This is a genomic window from Pseudochrobactrum kiredjianiae, assembly GCF_030362795.1.
Taxonomy (GTDB): domain Bacteria; phylum Pseudomonadota; class Alphaproteobacteria; order Rhizobiales; family Rhizobiaceae; genus Pseudochrobactrum; species Pseudochrobactrum kiredjianiae.
The window spans coordinates 1-15,621 of record NZ_JAUCBM010000008.1 but is presented as its reverse complement, the minus strand read 5'-3'; the positions used below and the strand labels follow the sequence as shown (position 1 = coordinate 15,621).

At 50.6% G+C, this 15,621-nt stretch carries 14 protein-coding genes; 11 read left to right on the top strand and 3 right to left on the bottom strand.

Translation table 11 applies throughout. The annotated features are described in order from the left end of the window. Positions 1–14: 14 nt before the first annotated feature. Complete coding sequence (locus QUF18_RS14575; RefSeq protein WP_374807183.1) at positions 15–725, bottom strand: GntR family transcriptional regulator; 711 nt, start codon at positions 723–725, stop codon at positions 15–17. 231 nt (positions 726–956) lie between these two features. On the opposite strand from QUF18_RS14575, the gene uxaC reads away from it, so the two are divergent. From uxaC to QUF18_RS14545, 6 genes are all read left to right on the top strand, one after another. Beyond that, positions 957–2,357, top strand: coding sequence for a glucuronate isomerase (uxaC, locus tag QUF18_RS14570; RefSeq protein ID WP_289387970.1), 1,401 nt, complete (start codon positions 957–959; stop codon positions 2,355–2,357). After that, positions 2,354–3,850, top strand: coding sequence for a mannitol dehydrogenase family protein (locus QUF18_RS14565; RefSeq protein ID WP_289387969.1), 1,497 nt, complete (start codon positions 2,354–2,356; stop codon positions 3,848–3,850). Before uxaC ends, QUF18_RS14565 begins: the two co-directional genes overlap by 4 nt. 121 nt (positions 3,851–3,971) lie before the next feature. Next, complete coding sequence (locus QUF18_RS14560; protein WP_289387968.1) at positions 3,972–5,156, top strand: ABC transporter substrate-binding protein; 1,185 nt, start codon at positions 3,972–3,974, stop codon at positions 5,154–5,156. Positions 5,157–5,215: 59 nt separating this feature from the next. Next, positions 5,216–6,283: an ABC transporter ATP-binding protein gene (locus QUF18_RS14555; RefSeq protein ID WP_289387967.1), complete on the top strand. Its 1,068-nt coding sequence runs from the start codon at positions 5,216–5,218 to the stop codon at positions 6,281–6,283. Between the two features lie 8 nt (positions 6,284–6,291). Continuing rightward, the gene (locus tag QUF18_RS14550; RefSeq protein WP_289388041.1) at positions 6,292–7,191 is read left to right on the top strand and encodes an ABC transporter permease; all 900 of its coding nucleotides are present in this window, start codon (positions 6,292–6,294) and stop codon (positions 7,189–7,191) included. A 1-nt stretch (position 7,192) separates the two neighbouring features. Further along, complete coding sequence (locus tag QUF18_RS14545) at positions 7,193–8,032, top strand: ABC transporter permease (protein WP_289387966.1); 840 nt, start codon at positions 7,193–7,195, stop codon at positions 8,030–8,032. 141 nt (positions 8,033–8,173) lie between these two features. On the opposite strand, the gene QUF18_RS14540 is transcribed toward QUF18_RS14545, so the two are convergent. Continuing rightward, positions 8,174–9,361 carry an ROK family transcriptional regulator gene (locus QUF18_RS14540; protein ID WP_289387965.1) on the bottom strand — a complete coding sequence of 396 codons (1,188 nt, stop codon included), beginning with the start codon at positions 9,359–9,361 and terminating at the stop codon, positions 8,174–8,176. Positions 9,362–9,573: 212 nt separating this feature from the next. Here QUF18_RS14540 and QUF18_RS14535 point away from each other — a divergent pair, with 212 nt between their 5' ends. The 5 genes from QUF18_RS14535 (at position 9,574) to QUF18_RS14515 (ending at position 14,438) form a co-directional block, all read left to right on the top strand. Continuing rightward, a complete protein-coding gene (locus QUF18_RS14535; RefSeq protein WP_289387964.1) occupies positions 9,574–10,323 on the top strand; it encodes a glucosamine-6-phosphate deaminase in 750 nt (249 codons plus the stop codon). Continuing rightward, positions 10,305–11,315, top strand: coding sequence for an N-acetylglucosamine-6-phosphate deacetylase (locus QUF18_RS14530; protein ID WP_289387963.1), 1,011 nt, complete (start codon positions 10,305–10,307; stop codon positions 11,313–11,315). Before QUF18_RS14535 ends, QUF18_RS14530 begins: the two co-directional genes overlap by 19 nt. A 59-nt stretch (positions 11,316–11,374) precedes the next feature. Further along, positions 11,375–12,556, top strand: a complete 1,182-nt coding sequence (locus tag QUF18_RS14525) for an ABC transporter substrate-binding protein (protein ID WP_289388040.1) — start codon at positions 11,375–11,377, stop codon at positions 12,554–12,556. 71 nt (positions 12,557–12,627) lie between these two features. After that, complete coding sequence (locus tag QUF18_RS14520; RefSeq protein ID WP_289387962.1) at positions 12,628–13,869, top strand: Gfo/Idh/MocA family protein; 1,242 nt, start codon at positions 12,628–12,630, stop codon at positions 13,867–13,869. A gap of 125 nt (positions 13,870–13,994) precedes the next feature. After that, positions 13,995–14,438, top strand: a complete 444-nt coding sequence (locus QUF18_RS14515; RefSeq protein ID WP_289387961.1) for an acetyl-coenzyme A synthetase N-terminal domain-containing protein — start codon at positions 13,995–13,997, stop codon at positions 14,436–14,438. Between the two features lie 34 nt (positions 14,439–14,472). On the opposite strand, the gene QUF18_RS14510 is transcribed toward QUF18_RS14515, so the two are convergent. Beyond that, positions 14,473–15,560 (bottom strand): IS3 family transposase gene (locus QUF18_RS14510; RefSeq protein ID WP_113946470.1). Its coding sequence is split into 2 segments (ribosomal slippage): positions 14,473–15,299 and positions 15,299–15,560, totalling 1,089 coding nucleotides; the frame shifts between segments, so codons are not numbered across the junction. Between the last annotated feature and the right edge of the window lie 61 nt (positions 15,561–15,621).

Here is a 15,621-nt window from a genome sequence, read left to right as displayed (position 1 = left end):
AACGTACTGCCAGATCAAACAAAGAAGTCCGGATGGCTTTTTCGCAATTCATCAATATCCGGCAGAACTGCACTAAGATGGTGCTTCATCGCCTTTACCGCTTCCGGTGCATCTTTGGCCGCTATGGCATCCCTGATGAATTTATGCTCGCGCAAAACCTGATCTATACGCCCCAATACGGGAACCGTCATACGTCGCGCACGGTCAATCTGAATTTTCACAAGCTTCAGATGCTGCCAGATACCGGGAAAGCCAGAAATTTCGGCAATTACCTCATGGAAAGCATCATCGGCTTCATGAAACAGACCAAGTTTTTCACGGCTGGCGTGAAATTGTTGCAAAGCAATCAACTCATCGAGCTTGTCAACGGCTTCAGGCGTTGCGGAAAGCGCAGCATGTTCTGCCGCAGCTCCCTCAAGCGCCTGACGGATCACTACGGATTCCGGTATCAGATCAACAGGAATCCGCGAAACAAAAGTTCCTGATTGAGGAAAGATATCGACCAGACCTTCTTCAGCCAGACGAATAAGTGCCTCTCGCACCGGTGTGCGACTCACGCCGAACTGTTCAATAAAATTCTTTTCATTGAGAGCCGTGCCGGGCAGCAGTCTCATCGCAACAATATCCGCCTGCAATGCACGATAAATCAGCTTTGCTGCGGTTTCGCGAGCTGCGGCTGGCCGTCTCACTGTAGATATCTGCCCGAATGTCGGCTGCGTGTTCAATCTTGCTCTCCTGCCTGAATCTTAAATCTTCAGGCCTTGTTTATCCGCTCGCAACTGCGATCCGAAACAAAAAATCTATGCGCTGTTGACATACTAATATATTATTATTTACTGTTCGCCAAGCACCGGATGCAAATTCTGTACAAGACGGATCAAAACCGCAGGCAGAAAACCGGACAGCAATGACGGGAAACAGATATTCAAAGTCTGTCAGGGAGGAAAAGACCAGCAATGGCACTCAATCCGGATCGCCTTTTGCCTGCGGAGGCAAACAGCCGCGCTATAGCGCGACGCTTGTTCGCATCGGTCGAGAAGCTGCCGATCATCTCCCCGCACGGACATACGGAACCGGCATGGTATGCAACAGATGCAGCTTTTCCTGATCCGGCAACCCTGTTTGTCAAACCCGATCATTATATCTGCCGTATGCTCTACTCGCAGGGCATTCCGCTGGAGCAATTAGGCATTGCCCGTCTGGATGGTGTAGCGGTGGAAACCGACAGCCGCACAATCTGGCGATTATTTGCAAAACATTGGCCTCTGTTTCGTGGCACCCCATCCCGTCTCTGGTTTGAACATTCTCTGGAGAGTGTTTTCGGTATTACTGAGCGTCTCAATGAAAACAATGCCGACCGGCTTTATGATCTGATTTCCGAGAAGCTGGCCACGCCGGAAATGCGCCCGCGCGCGCTATATGACCGCTTCAATATTGAGGTAATCTCCACTACAGATTCCGCCAATGATCCGCTCACACATCATGATGCTATTCTCGCCTCCGGTTGGCATGGGCGGGTTGTTCCCGCCTATCGGCCAGATGCAGTGGTTGATGCATCCCGTCCGGATTTTCAGAGTGAACTGGAAAAGTTTATCGCGCTCACAAACAACCCGATGACCTATCAGGGATATTTGCAGGCACACCGGAACCGCCGTGCCTATTTCAAGGCACGCGGCGCAACATCCACCGATCACGGTCATCCGACTGCGCAAACTGCCAATCTCTCAGCAGGGCAAGCGGAGGCACTGTTTGAACGGATCATCAAGCAATCGGTGACAGCAGAAGATGCGGAATTGTTCCGCGCGCAAATGTTGACCGAAATGGCGCGTATGAGCATTGATGACGGGTTGGTCATGCAGATCCATCCGGGCTCATACCGCAATCACAACCCGCAAATTTTCTGCGCTTTTGGTTTTGACAAAGGTGCGGATATTCCGACTTCAACAGGCTATGTCAAAGAACTCAAGCCTTTGCTGGATGCGCATGGCAATGACCCGCGCCTCACTCTTATTCTTTTCACACTGGATGAAACGGCTTACAGCCGCGAACTCGCGCCGCTTGCAGGCCATTACCCTGCGCTTAAGCTCGGCCCCGCATGGTGGTTTCATGATAGTCCGGAAGGCATCAGGCGTTATCGTGAGCTGACAACAGAAAGCGCCGGTTTCTATAACACTGTCGGCTTCAATGACGACACCCGCGCTTATCTCTCCATTCCCGCACGCCATGATATGGCGCGTCGTGTGGATTGCGCTTTCCTTGCCCGTCTGGTTACAGAGCATCGCCTTGATGAAGACGAAGCCCATGAAGTCGCTCATGATCTGAGCTACCGCCTCGCCAAACAGGCCTATAAATTATGAGCCAGCCACAGAACCGCTTATCCAATAAAACACTGCCTGATCTGCCAGCCACTGTGGGCAAGCCTGCCTATGATCGCTCTCAATTGAAAACAGGTATAATCCATTTAGGCATCGGTGCGTTTCATCGTGCCCATCAGGCAGTTTATACGGAAAACATCCTTCAAGATGACCCGAACTGGGGCATTACCGGCGTTTCACTGCGCAGTCCCGACACCAGAGATGCACTCGCCCCGCAAGATTATCTCTATAGTGTTGCCGTGCGTGATGGCGCCGGTGAAAAGCTGCATGTTATCGGCTGCCTGACTGATATTCTGGTTGCACCGGAAAATCCGGAAGCTGTGCTGCAAGCTATGTGCCAGCCGGATATTCGTATTGTCACGCTTACTGTGACCGAAAAAGGCTATTGCTACGCCCCTGCCAGCCGTACGCTGGATGAGAGCAACAGCGATATTATCCATGACCTGAAACACCCGCATGCGCCGCGCTCTGCACCCGGCTTTCTGGTAGAGGCCATCCGAAGAAGACACGCATCAGGACTACAGCCATTCACTGTTCTGTCTTGCGATAATCTGCCAGCTAATGGTGAAACACTGAAGTGCGTGACTGTTCGACTGGCAGAGCTGACAGATGCGGGGCTTAGCAGTTACATAAACGAACATGTTGCATTCCCGTCCAGTATGATTGACCGCATTGTACCGGCGACCACGGATCAGGACCGTGTAACTGTCAGCCGCAGCTTAAATGCGGACGATCAATGGCCGGTCTGTACCGAACCATTCAGCCAATGGGTCATTGAAGATCACTTTCCTTCCGGTCGTCCTTCATGGGAAAAATCCGGCGCAACCTTTGTCCGCGATGTCGCTGCCTTTGAACTGATGAAACTGCGCTTGCTCAACGGCAGTCACTCCACACTTGCCTATCTCGGCTTTCTCGCCGGTCATGAAACCGTATCCGCAACTATGGCCGCAGCCGGTTTTAAAAACTTCATCCGAACAATGATGGATGAAGAAATAACGCCGACACTGCCCACTCTGCCGGATTTTGATCTTTCAACCTATAAAGACCAGCTGATTGAACGGTTTTGCAATCCGGCTCTGCATCATCGCACAGCACAGATTGCTATGGACGGCTCCCAGAAACTGCCGCAACGCCTGCTCAATACAATCCATAACCGTCTTCTGGCCGGTCAGTCTTTTGACCGTCTGGCATTGGGTGTCGCCGCATGGATGCGTTTTGTGACCGGTAAAGATGAAAACGGGCAGGCTATCGACATTCGTGATCCGCTATGTGATCAACTCTTGCAGGCAACGGTGGGGCTCACCACTGCACAGGATATACTGCGTGCATTGCTAACTTTTGACAGTATTTTCGCGCCCGAGCTGGCGCAGAATGCACATTTCAAAGCCATCATTTTACAGCAACTTGAAACATTACTGACAAACGGCGCGGCTAAAACAGTTCAGAATTTCAAACCACAAAACAGTACGCAGTAAATTCGGATATTTTTTGCTTGCCCTGCAAAATTGATAGACTAATATATTAAAATAAAAGAACGATCTTTCTGAGGAGGTAGACCGTTCATAAAACGGAACAAATAAACGGGGAGGAATAATTATGCATTTCACACGCAGACAGACCATTGCAGGCTTGGGCGGGATAGCAGCTCTCGCTACACTTCCGACAAAACTCTGGGCACAAAGCAAACTGGCACTGCCGACATCGCCGGTCGCAATCAACATTGTTGATGTCGCCGGCAATCTGGCGCTGACCCAGAAAGCCATTGAGAATTATGCTGCAGCGAAACCTGAGCTGGTTTCAAAAATCACCTTTACCAAAGCACCCGCACCCGAACTTCCGGGCAAGCTAAAAGCCCAGCAGGCCGCCAAACGTCTGGATATTGATCTAGTTTTGACCGGCGCAGATGCGCTGGCTGCCGGATTGGAAATGGGATTGTGGGTCAAACTGTTTCCAGATCAGGCAGCAGCCCTTCCTGATCTCAAATCAATTTATCTGGAACCGGCATGGCGTATGCAGGCATTTGCCAAGGATCACGGCGTTGCCGTCGTCTATTATCCGTCAGGTCCGCTGCTGGAATATATGCCTGAACATGTGAAAAAAGTGCCGACCACTGCCGATGAGCTTTTGGCATGGGCAAAAGAAAATCCGAATAAGTTTGCCTATGCTCGTCCGGCCAATTCCGGCCCCGGCCGTACATTCCTGATGGGGCTGCCTTATCTGCTGGGCGATGCAGATCCGCGCGATCCGGTCAAAGGCTGGGACAAAACATGGGCTTACTTAAAAGAGCTGCATAAATATGTAGAATATTACCCGACCGGCACCGGCGCCCTGATGAAAGAGCTTGGTGAAGGTACCCGTCATATGACTGTGACCACAACCGGCTGGGATATTAATCCCCGTGTTCTCGGTGTGGTGCCGAAAGAAGCAGCCGTTGCCAAACTGGATGGTTTTCATTGGGTTGCCGATGCACAATTCATGTGTGTACCCAAAGGTGTCAGCGATGAAAAACTCGCCGTCTTGCTTGACCTGATGAGCTTCCTCCTCACACCTGAGCAGCAAGCCTATACCTATGATGAAGGTTATTTCTATCCGGGCCCGGCGGTTAAAGATGTGCCGCTCTCAATGGCGCCGCAATCCAGTCAGGATGCAATCGCGGAATATGGTCGTCCGGAATATGCGGACTGGATAGCAAATAATCCGGTTGAGCTTCCGCTTGATCCGGATGCCATGGTCGTCGCGTTCCGCCGTTGGGACGAAGAAATCGCCAGTCAGCCAAAATAAAACCGGTAAACGACGGATGTCGTCTGCTTGTCAGGCGACATCCGTCAATGAGGTATTTCATGCAACTTGCGTCACTACCCTTTGAGGAAATCCGGCTTGAAAAGCTTAGCCGGTCTTTCGGAGCCCATCAGGCATTAAAAGGCATCTCCCTTTCGATCCGAAAAGGTGAATTTATTGCCCTGCTCGGCCCGTCCGGCTGCGGAAAATCCACAGCGTTAAACTGTATCGCCGGACTGCTCGCAACAACAGGCGGTGGGATTTATATTGACAAAACCCGTATCGACACACTGAAGCCGGAAGATCGCGGCTTCGGTATGGTGTTTCAGAATTATGCGCTGTTTCCGCATATGACTGTACGCCAGAATGTCGGTTTCGGCCTGAAAATGCGTGGCACCCCTAAAGCGGAAATGAACAGCCGCGTTGAAGCCGCCATCGCCATGGTGCGTTTGCATGGTCAGGAAGACAAACTTCCGGGACAATTATCCGGCGGCCAACAGCAGCGTGTTGCCATTGCCCGCGCCATCGTGATTGAACCGCCTCTGGTTCTGATGGATGAACCACTGTCCAATCTTGATGCCAAACTACGTCTTGAAATGCGCGCCGAAATCCGCCGCATTCATAATCAGCTTGGCGCTACAACGATTTATGTGACCCACGATCAGGACGAAGCTCTGTCGCTGGCAGACAGGATTGTCGTGCTGAGAGACGGTGAAATCAGGCAGGTCGGCTCGCCGGTCGAGCTGTATGAACATCCGGATCATCTCGATGTGGCCGAGTTCATGGGGTATCGTAACCGCCTGTCTGGCAAAGTGATTGAAGCACAGGGCGATAAAATCACGCTAGATATCGGCAATGCCCACATTTCCGGTACGGCACGCGTACCGCTGAGCGTTGGTCAGAGTGCAATCCTTGCTGTACGACCAGATGATGTGAGTACAGCGGAACCAAGCCGTTCAACCATTCAGGCCAAAGTAGACACGATCGAATATCGCGGCCGTGATTTTGTCGGCACCGCCAGCACAGACAATGCGCATGAGCTGGTATTCCACGCCCCTGCCAATGCAGAGCTCGGCAGCGCCATTACACTCGCGATTGATGCAAACCGCGCACTCGTCTTTCCTGCTTGAGGTGGATGATGGATAATTCTCTCAACATTGAAAGACTGTCCTTACGCCAGCGACTAGCGGTCAAAGGCATAGACGGCACAACCATGCTGGTGCTGCCTGCTGTGTTTTTTCTGCTGGCAGTCTTTATCTATCCGTTCATTTACGGCCTGATGTTGTCTTTCACCCCGCAACAAGGTGAAGGCATGTTCGCCAATTATATCAAATTCTTCTCCGATCCTTTTTTATATAAAACCATCGGCACGACTTTGTGGCTGGCTATTCCTGTTACGCTTATCAGCCTGTTGATTGCGGTGCCTGTAGCATTCCGGGTCCGGTTGATGCGGCGCCAGCGCCTGCTGACAACAATTCTCGTCCTGCCAGTCACATTAGGCACAGTGCTGGTCGCTGAAGGCCTGCTGAACTATCTGGGGCCACAGGGCTGGTTCAGCCGGACACTGATGTTTATCGGCCTTGTCGACAGCCCGTTAAAGCTGACCAATAATTACTGGGGCGTCTTCGCATCGCTGATTATTACGGGCTTTCCTTTCACGTTTTTGCTCACTCTGTCTTATGTCACCGGCATTGATCCTGCGCTGGAACAGGCCGCGGCAACGCATGGGGCAAAGAGCTGGCAGCGTTTTCGCCATGTTCTGCTTCCACTGCTGGTGCCGGGGCTGGCAATCACTTTCTGCTTGTCCTTTGTACTGGCTTTTGCAGTCTTCCCGTCTGCCGTATTGCTTGGCGCTCCGGCAGGGCCAACCCGGGTCATTTCCATTGCCGCCTATCAGGCAGCCTTTGAGCAATATGATTATTCTATGGCATCAGCGGTTGCTATGATTATGGCAACAGTGCAGTTGACAATTGTCACGGCGGTTCTTGCCCTGCGCAGTCTGTTTTATCGCGGCGCAACCAGCGGAGGTAAGGGTTAATATGATCAGAGATACCTCAATCGGATCCAAATTATGGATCACCGCCGTCTGGGTCATCGTTGCCTTTTTTGTCATCAACCTGCTGGCAATGATTGCAACTGTCGTTTTGTCATCTTTTTCAACAAGGTGGCTCGGCACATGGCTACCGCAAGCACTGACAACACGCTGGTACTTCACCGCATGGCGGGAATTTCAACTCGGTGATGTGCTGATTGTCACCTTCCAGATCGTTTTTACAGTTGTCGCGCTGTCAGGACTGCTTGGCATCACGGCCGCTTATGCGATGGCACGCCGCAATTTCCCCGGGCGCAGTCTGGTGATGTTGTTATTCCTGCTGCCATTGTTGGTGCCGCCGATCACCTTCGGTATTCCGCTGGCAACCGTGCTGTATCAAGCTGGCGTCGGGGGAACATTCTGGGGCGTTGTACTTGCAAACCTCGTGCCGACCGTTCCCTTTGTTATTCTGGTGATGATCCCGTTCATCGAGCAGATTGACCCAAAAGTGGAAGCAGCTGCTCATGTCTTCGGTGCAAACAAATTCCAGTTATTTCGCTATGTGCTAATGCCGATGCTGCTGCCCGGTATTCTGGCTGCATTGCTGCTGGTTCTCGTACGCACAGTCGCCATGTTTGAACTGACATTCCTCACCGCCGGACCAACCAGCCAGACCCTTGTTGTGGCGCTCTATTATTCTGTCTTTGCCTCGGGCGTGCGTTCTGTTCAGTCTATTGATGCCATGGCAGTGATCTATATGATCACAACTCTGGTATGGCTGTTGCTGGCACTGCGCTTTGTCAACCCGACACAGATTGTTGCCCGTGCCAAACAGTCTAACAATTGAACCAAAAACCCGCCGTCAGATAACATGATCTGTCGGCGGGTTTAGAGCGGTTCCCGTTAAAATTAAATCGGTAAAATCGCTCTAACTCTTTGTTTCAATGCGTATCTTATCCGAAAACCGCTTCACACTTTTCGGGATACGCTATAATTCTCCTGCTGCAATTGCAGGTAAATTTCCGAGAGCACTCTCAATCAGCGGGCGAATAGCGCTTTGCAAAATATCCTGATTTTCGGTTTGTACCATAACCACATCCGGTAATTTTAAAGCACCAACCAGCCCTTCTGCCTGAAACTGACTGCATAGCTGAGTAAAAACAGCCTTGTTTGAGGTGAATGGCCCTGTCAGATACACTCTTTCCGGAAAAAGAATGCGGCACATATTTCCCATTGCCCGCGCCACAAGACGGATCGCCAGCTGCATATCCTGATGTTCGGCCAGAGATACATCCTGCAAATAGCCGCCAATATCCTGCTCTTGACCCTGATTAATCAGATCATCCAGCCCGAGTTGCGATAACAGCACCGGCAAGGCAACCGCCGTTTCCAGACAACCTCGGTTTCCGCAACCGCAAGGGCGATCTTGCAATGTATCAAAGCGCCAGTGGCCTATCTCCCCGAAAGGCCCCTGATGGGCAATACTGGCGACATTATGTGAACAATAAGCAAGCCCGATCCCCCAGCCCCAATGCAACAGTGCAGCCGTATTGACCGGCGCAGTCTCTGCTTTGAAATGCACATCCAGCTCGATATCCAGCTGGCGGAACAAACAGACAAACGGCGTAACAGGGTTTAAGGCTTCAGCGAGATTAAAATCCCGCACCTGCGGCCAGCGGGATGTAATCAACCAGACCCGCTTTTTAACATCGACAATACCCGCCACGAGAATTGTTGTGCCGACATGCACCATCATAGCCGGTTGTGATGCCTGTAACTCCAGTATCATTTGCCGCAGAAAACCCGTCATCTGCTGATTATCTGCCGAGGCACTTAAACGCTTTGTCTGCGAGACAATAATATTCCCCTGCAAATCCAGCAAAGCGCCTTCCACCAGATAGCTGGTCATTTTAATAACGGTGAAACCAATCCGCTGTGCATTCAGCCGTACGAGTGTTCCGGGGCGCCCGCGTCCGCGCTTTTCCGCCACGTCTTCCGTTACAAAACCATTATCCAGCAAATCCGCAATAATACGGGATGTTGTCATGGACGTGAGTTCAAGCGCAGCCGCAAGGCTGGCGCGGGACTGCCCGTCCGCCTTCAGCAGACTGCTGACAACACGGGCACAATCACGCTGATGCGCATCGGAAAAGCGGAGATTCTGAAAATTCTGCATAGCAACTTATCCCATATTATTATTTTGAATAATATTATTCAAAAATAACTTGCAAGCCTAAAATGAAGGTGTATTCTTTTAATCAGGAGGAGGCAGAGGTCAGTGTCAGCTTAAAAAAGCGACAAAGCCACACAGCCTTACAATCAGAGCTTTGCAGCCTGCGTCTTGCGCGGGAATGCTGATGCTTTGTCTTTTAAAACGGGGAGAATGGCGTGGAAATACGTGTTTTTGACACGAAACAGCAATTGGGAGAGGCTGCTGCCAAACAGGGTGCAGAAGCCATCAGATCGGCATTGCGCAACAAGGGAAAAGCCTCAATTATTGTTGCTACCGGTGCCAGCCAGTTTGAAATGCTGGAAGTGCTGATCCGAGAACCGGATATTGACTGGTCCAAAGTCACCGCCTTTCATCTCGATGAATATGTCGGCATGAAAAAGAGCCATCCGGCCAGCTTCCGCCGCTATCTGATTGAACGCTTTGTTGAACCGCTCGGCGGCAAAGTGACACTCCACGAAATCAACGCCGAAGACAATCCGGAAGCAGAAACCGTCAGGCTCAGCAAGCTGATCGTCGATGAAACCATTGATGTTTGCTTTGCCGGTATCGGGGAGAATTGTCATCTGGCTTTTAATGACCCGCCGGCCGATTTCGAAACTGACAAGCCTTATATTATTGTTGATCTGGATGAAGCCTGCCGCCGCCAGCAAATGGGTGAAGGCTGGTTTGCCACGCTGGAAGATGTGCCTGCTCAGGCTATCTCCATGAGCATTAAACAGATTATGAAATCGTCGCTGATCATTCTTTCCGTGCCGGATCAACGCAAGGCGCAGGCTGTTAAAAACGCCCTCGAAGGATCAGTAACACCGCTTCATCCGGCGTCAATTCTGCAAAACCACAACAACACAATGGCTTTGCTCGACACACAATCAGCATCGCTCCTGTCATGCGCACCAAAGGCTTAACTGATCTTCAGGTCAACGGCTTTGCCGGTGTTGATTTCAACTCCGGCAAACTCACAGCATCTGAACTCGACCATGCATTAGAAGCTATGCTCGCGACAGGTGTCACCGCCTGTTTGCCGACGCTGATCACTGCTGCACCGGATGTGCTGTTACAGCGTATTCAAGCACTGGATAATGCCATTCAGCATAGCAGACTTGGCCGTCTGATGTGCTTAGGCCTGCATATTGAAGGGCCGTTTCTTAATCCGCAACAGGGTTTTGCCGGATGCCATCCGGCTAGTGTTATGACAGCACCATATACCAGCCTGATTGATGATTTGCAGGCACGGATCCCCACACCAATCCTGCTGGTGACACTGGCACCGGAACTGTCCGGTTCTGGAGAATTCATTGCAGCAATGAAGGTTCGCAATATTCTCACAGCCATCGGACATTCTGATTGTAACTTTGAAACTGCAGCTCAAGCGACTTCGGCCGGAGCCAGCCTTTCTACTCATCTCGGCAATGGCCTGCCGCAGCATATGCCGAAATTGGATAATCCGCTCTTTGCCCAGCTGGCCGAAGACCGCCTCATTGCCTGCTTTATTGCCGACGGATTTCATATTCCGCCACTGGCTCTCAAAGTAATGATACGGGCGAAGGGAATTTCACGTTCCGTCTTGGTAACCGATGCGGTTTCCGCAGCAGCGGCAGAGACAGGATTTTATCATTTCGCGGATATGCGGATTGAGCGCCATGACAATGGCATGGTCAGAAATCCGAATGGTGCCGGTCTCGCCGGTTCAACGCTGTGTCTCGATCAGGCCGTACGCAATCTTGTGACATGGGGCATCACCTCATTTGAAGAAGCAGTGCACATGGCATCCGGTAATGTTGAGGCGCTTCTGGCACCTGCCCTCACTGCCCGAGGCATTAAGCAGCCTGTGAGTTTCATCGAATGGACATCTGATCTGTTTATACGGAAAGCAGCTTTTCCGGAGCATGACACATAAGCATCAAAACCGCTCAACCTATAAAAATAAAAAAGGGGAACAGGATGAAAATCAATGATTTGAGAATGAACCGCCGTGTGCTGATTACAGGTGCATCCGCCACCGCATTTCTGGCCGGCAGCGGTTTAAGTTTTGCCCGCAAAATGCCGCTGCCTACCAAACCGGTCGAAGTGAAGCTGATGGATGTCGGCGGGGCTTTGTCGCTCGTTCAGCCTGCGCTTGAACTATATGCCGAGCGCAATCCGGATAAGGTTTCCCGTATTGTGTTTCTGAAAGCACCGGTGACCGAACTCGCCGGTAAGCTCAAAGTGCAGCAAAAGAGCAACCGCGTTGATATTGATCTTGTGCTAACCGGCAGTGACGGTCTCGCAGCCGGTCTTGTCGAAGATACATGGATGCAAATCCTGCCGGAATTTAACGAAACTTTCCCTGATATTGAGGCCAATTACGAACCCGCAGCCCTGAACCTGCATAAAATTCAGGGTGCCGGTTACGGTGTGGTTGTCACCTATTACCCTTCCGGCCCATTGCTTGAATATGCACCGGAGCGTGTGGCAAAAGCACCGGAAAGTGCTGAAGAACTGCTGGCCTGGGCAAAAGAAAATCCGGGACGCTTCCTCTATGCCCGTCCGACAAATTCAGGCCCTGCCCGCACATTCATGATGGGGCTGCCTTATATTCTCGGTGATAAAGACCCGACCGATCCGATCAACGGCTGGGAGAAAACATGGAACTATCTCGCAGAACTCGGCGATTATATCGACTATTATCCGGCGGGTACCGGCGCAACGATGAAGGAATTCGGCGAAGGTTCACGCGATATTATCGTGACCACCACCGGCTGGGACATTAACCCGCGCGCGGTCGGCATTGTGCCGGAGACAGCCAAAATCTCCACACTGAAAGGCTTTCACTGGGTTTCGGACGCCTTCTTCATGTGTATTCCAAAAGGCGTGAAAGATGATGTTTTGGCGGTGACGCTGGATATTATGGCTTTTCTGCTCACACCGGAAGCACAGGCCTTTGCCTATAATGAAGGCTCGCTCTATCCGGGGCCTGCAGTGAAAAATGTACCGCTTTCCATGGCACCGCAGCATAGTCAGGACATTATCAAGCAATTCGGTCGTCCTGAATATGATGACCTGATCGCCAATAATCCGATTGAGCTGCCGCTAAGACCTGAAAAAATGGTGCAGGCTTTCCGCAAGTGGGATGAGTTGGTCGGCGCACGCAAATCATAACCATTACCCCTTCACCCAAGACTGCGGAGCTTTTGCTCCGCATTTTTTTCCCGTTACAAGCGGATAGCAGTATGACACAGATCCCGCAGGTTGCTCTTATCGGTGCCGGTTATCGCGGCAATGCCTATGGCGATATTGCCCTGAAAAACCCGCATCTCATGAAATTTGTCGCCGTCTGCGATATAAAACCAGATGCGGTTGTTGCTTTCGCCAACAAGCATGGCATTGCACCGGAGAACTGCTTTTCAGATAGCATTACCATGCTCAATACACTCAAAAATATTGATGCAGTTGTGGTTGCCAATCTCGACAAAGATCATGAAACTGTTGCCGTTGCAGCTCTCGAGCGCAAATTCAACGTGCTGCTGGAAAAACCGATGGCTTCAACAGTGGAAGCCTGCCAGCGCATGGCAGACGCCTCTGAACGCAACCAGCGCTTTTTGTTGATCTGCCATGTGCTGCGCTACACACCGTTTTTTGCCAAAATCAAAGAGCTGATTGAGAACCGGACTTTCGGTACTGTGCAGAGTATCCGTGCTTCCGAGAATATCGGTTATTATCACCACTCGCACAGTTATGTGCGCGGCAACTTCCGGCGCTTAGAGGATGGCAGTCCGCTGATATTAGCGAAATGCAGCCATGACATGGATATTCTGCACTGGCTAACGGATGAAGAGCCATTGCGTATTTCCAGTTTCGGCAGCTTGAAACAATTTACACCTGAAAATGCCCCGCAGGGTTCTGCTGAACGTTGCCTCGACGGCTGTCTGGTGGAAATGACATGCCCTTATTCTGCGCGCCGGATTTATCTGGGAGAGCATACCGGCTGGCCGGTATCGATGATTTCCGTTGATACCAGTCTTGAAGCTCGCACGCAGGCCATCCGTAACGGGCCCTATGGTCGTTGCGTTTATCACAGTGACAATACGGTGGTTGACCGGCAGATTGTCGGCATCGAATTTACCAATCATATTACCGCCAGTTTTGAAGTTCATGCCTTCAACAAGCGCACCGAACGCCATATTCACATTGGCGGCAGCGAGGGAGAGCTGACCGGCTGCTTTGAAGACGGCAGTTTGGTGATTAAATTCTTTGACGACCGGCCAAATATTACAATTCAAATTGAAACACTGGTCGGTGACCATATGGGTGGCGATTTGCGATTAATGGAAGATTTCGCGGCTGCCCTGCGCGCGCCTTTTGGGCACGAGATCAAAACGGCTGCAAAAAAATCTGTCACAAGTCACATTATGGCACTGGCCGCCGAACAAGCACGTGTGAGCCGGAAGGTTATTGAGTTGCAGAGATTGTAATCAACCAATTTGAGCCAATAGCGTCTTATGGGTGAGCATAATTTTATAAATCCCTGCTTGCTTTCGTCTGATAATCTTTGTCTTCTTGTATGCAAGCTGAAACAAGCCGTGCGGAGGAGAATTGGATGAGCAACGTTACTCTATCAGATAAAACTGTTGCCCCCCCTTTATGGCAGCCAGATGTGCAATTCATTGCAGATGCCGGCCTTACAAAGTTCACCGAAAAAGCACGAAATATCAGCAATTTACCACTGTCAACTTATCAGCAGCTACATCAGTGGTCTGTAGAAAATCCCGAAACGTTCTGGTCACTGCTTTGGGACGAATGTGAGATTATCGGCGATAAAGGAACGCGTATTCTTATTCATGCGAATGATATGCTACAGGCGCGATTTTTCCCTGATGCCACGCTCAACTATGCTGAAAATCTTCTCCGCAGCACCGGCAGCGACGATGCCCTCGTCTTCCGCGGTGAAGATCGTGTCAGCTTCCGTCTGTCCCACGATCAGTTACGCCATCAGGTATCACAATTACAGCAATTTATGCTGGCTCAAGGAATACAACGGTAATACCCCCATTTTTAACGGGGTTCTGGCGTGGAATTTATGCTGCCATTTTCAGTTTCTGCGCGGGTGTTATTCCGCCTATGCCCATATTGGGACGTTCATTGTTGTAAGTCCATAACCAATCTGTCGCGAAGGCTTGCGCTTCTTCAATTGTCTCAATGATATATTGGTCTAGCCATTCGTGCCTGACAGTCCGGTTATAGCGTTCAATATAGGCATTTTGCTGAGGCTGTCCTGGTTGAATATACAAGATGGTAATAGAGTGTTTTTCAGCCCACCCCAGAAGTTTACCACTGATATATTCCGGGCCATTATCAACGCGTATAGTCTCTGGCTTGCCGCGCCATTCGATGATCTGGTTCAAACTTCGAATAACCCGTTCTGTTGGCAAAGAGAAATCCACCTCAATGCCTAAGCCTTCACGGTTAAAATCATCCAGTACATTCAATAGCCGGAATGACCGGCCGTCTGCCAACTGATCTGCCATGAAATCCATCGACCAGACCAAATTAGGTTTTGTTGGAACTACCAGAGCATCAGGTTTATCCCTTTTAAGGCGTTTTCGGGGCTTAATTCGAAGGTTCAGCTCCAACTCACAATAAATACGATAAACCCTCTTGTGGTTCCAGCCATAGCCTTTGACATTACGAAGATAAAGAAAGCACAATCCAAAACCCCATGTCTTTTTAGCTGCCGTTAGTCCAATCAGAAGATCTGCAATTTCTTCATTCTCATGACGAAGAAGAGGGCTATAGCGATAACAGGTCTCGCTTACTTCAAAAGCTCGGCATGCACACGCAATACTGACATCAGGCCGTTTCGCAGCTATCACGGCCATATCTCGACGCTCCGAGCGCCCCGTTACTTTTTTCCAAGAGCTTCTTTCAGTAAGTCATTTTGCATGCTCAGGTCAGCAAACATTCTCTTTAGCCGACGGTTTTCATCCTCGATAGATTTCATCTGGCTGACCATCGAGGCATCCATGCCGCCATATTTCGAGCGCCATTTATAAAATGCTGAATTGCTCATGCCGTGTTCGCGGCAAAGCTCAGGAACAGACACACCACCCTCAGCTTGGCGTAAGATTGCAAGGATTTGTGGATCGGTAAATCTAGTCGTTTTCATAAAAATCTCCTCGTTTATTAAACAGAGAAAATTCCACTTTCAAACACCTTTAATTAAAGGG